3 protein-coding genes are annotated in these 2,184 nt (G+C 74.6%); 1 reads left to right on the top strand and 2 read right to left on the bottom strand.

The annotated features are described in order from the left end of the window. On the top strand, positions 1-441 hold a 441-nt coding region (locus GTW67_RS05725), incomplete at its 5' end, for a hypothetical protein (RefSeq protein WP_202436860.1). Between the two features lie 25 nt (positions 442-466). Here GTW67_RS05725 and GTW67_RS05720 read toward each other — a convergent pair. Both GTW67_RS05720 and GTW67_RS05715 read right to left on the bottom strand, forming a co-directional pair. Continuing rightward, positions 467-1,873, bottom strand: coding sequence for a maltokinase N-terminal cap-like domain-containing protein (locus GTW67_RS05720; protein WP_161163700.1), 1,407 nt, complete (start codon positions 1,871-1,873; stop codon positions 467-469). 89 nt (positions 1,874-1,962) lie between these two features. Continuing rightward, on the bottom strand, positions 1,963-2,184 hold a 222-nt coding region (locus tag GTW67_RS05715; protein ID WP_202436859.1), incomplete at its 5' end, for an alpha-glucosidase C-terminal domain-containing protein.

Raw genomic sequence — 2,184 nt, 5'->3', positions numbered from 1 at the left:
GTCTTCTGCGCGAGCGTCTTCGCCGCCGGGGCCCTCTCGGCGGCAGCCTTCGCCGCCGGGGTCTCCTTGGCGGGAGCCTTCTTCGCCGGCGCCTTCCTGGCGGTCGCCCTCTTCGCCGGGGTGCCCTCGGCCACCGTCCTCCTGGCCGCTGCCTCCCCGGCGGCCGCCTCCCTCACGGACGCCTTCCTCGCGGCTGCCTTCTTCACGGTCGCCGACTCGGCAGGCGCCTTCGTCACGGGCGCCTTTTTCGCGGTCGCCGACTCGGCAGGCGCCGGTTTCGCGGACGCCGGTTTCGCGGGCGCCGGTTTCGCCGGGGTCTTCTTCGCCGCCGTCTTCTTCCGGGGTGGCGCTGCGTTCTGGGCGGTGCGCTTCTCCTCGGCCGTCTTCTTCGGATCCGGACCGCTGGACGGGGGGCGGGGGGTCACGGGCGGAGCCTCCTAGGCGAGGAGCGGGCGGGAAGAGGGGGTCAAGAGGTGACGCCGGGCCGGTCGGGCATGGCCAGGCGGCGTACCGCGGACAGGGGCACCGGGAGCCAGTCGGGGCGGTGCCGGGCCTCGTACACGACCTCGTAGACGGCCTTGTCCGTCTCGAAGGCGCGCAGCAGCACCGGGTCGGTGCGCGGGTCGAAGCCGCCGGCCTCCGCGTACCCGGTGCAGTACGCGGCCCGGCAGGTCTCGGCCCAGCCGGGCACCGGGGCCTCGGCCGAGTGCGCCGCGTAGTCGAAGGAGCGCAGCATCCCGGCGACGTCCCGCGCCGCCGGCTGCGGCAGCCGCCGCTCGGCCAGCGGTTTCGCGGGCTCGCCCTCGAAGTCGATCAGCGACCACTGCCCGGAGGGCGACCGCAGGCACTGGCCGAGGTGCAGATCGCCGTGGACGCGCTGCGCGGTCCAGGTGCGGCCCTCGCCCGCCAGGTCGGCCAGGGCCGTGAAGGCCGTGCGCAGCCCGGGCGCGTGCGGCAGCAGGGCCGGCACCGCGTGGACGGCCTCCTCCAGCCGCGTGAGCATGCCGTCGACCAGCGGCCGCAGCTGGCTGTGACCGAGCGTGACCGTCGGCAGGGCGCGGGCCAGCGCGGTGTGCACCTCGGCCGTGGCCCGGCCGAGCGCCCGCGCCTCGGCGGCGAAGTCCTCACCCTTGGCGAGTTCCCGCAGGGCCAGCTCCCAGCCGTCGGTCGCGCCCTGCACATACGGCTGGAGCACACCCAGCACCCAGGTCTGCCCGGTCAGGTCCGCCACCATCCAGCCCGTGGGCGCGGGCACCCGCGGGCAGCCCTCGCGGGCCAGCGCCAGCGGCAGCTCCAGATCGGGGTTGATACCGGGCACGATCCGCCGCAGCAACTTGAGAATGAACGTATCTCCATAGACGACCGACGAGTTCGACTGCTCGGCGGTCATCAGCCGTGGCACCAGCCCGGTGCGGATCTCCTGGTCCGGGTCGCGCTCGAAGCGGAGCCCGCCCACGCGGGCCCGGGAGCGCAGCGCCTCAAGCAGCACCTCGGCGGGCCGGGTGTCGTACAGGGCGTCGTAGGCGGTGCGTCCGGCCAGCGGGCCCTCGGTGACGTGCCCGATCAGCGCGGGCGCCAGCCGGGGCGGCAGCGCCTCGCGCACCCCGATCAGGAGCTGGTAGCAGTCGCCCGGCTGCTCGGGCGAGCCGAGGGCCGGTACGAGCGGCTGGTGGGCGCGCACCACCACGTGGAAGAGGCCGAGACGGGCGTCGGCCGGCAGCAGCTCGGTGGCCGCGACCAGCGTGAACCCGGTGACCGGGCGCCCCTTGCCCGCGAACCAGCGCTGCCGCGGCAGCCATTCCCGCAGCAGCGGGTCCAGGGACGCAAGGAGTCCGGGCGGGCTCGTGACGGTGCGTATGACGGCTTCCGACATGGCGTCGCGTCCTTTCCCCGGGTCGACGGGGTGTTACTGATGCGTGCCCCGGGCGGGGCGGCGGAAACCGCCCCGCCCGGGGGCTGGGGCTAAGCGGCGTCCTTGCGGAGCCGGAACCAGTAGAAGCCGTGCCCGGCGAGGGTCAGCAGGTACGGCAGCTCGCCGACCGCCGGGAAACGGACCCCGCCGAACAGCTCGACGGGGTGGCGTCCCTCGAAGGCGCTCAGATCGAGCTCGGTGGGCTGCGCGAACCGGGAGAAGTTGTGGACGCACAGCACCAGGTCGTCCTCGTACTCGCGCAGGAACGCCAG

It is taken from the genome of Streptomyces sp. SID5910 (assembly GCF_009862125.1).
In the GTDB taxonomy this organism is placed as follows: Bacteria; Actinomycetota; Actinomycetes; order Streptomycetales; family Streptomycetaceae; genus Streptomyces.
The sequence above is the reverse complement of the archived record's forward strand: the minus strand, read 5'-3'. Positions and strand labels throughout refer to the sequence as shown.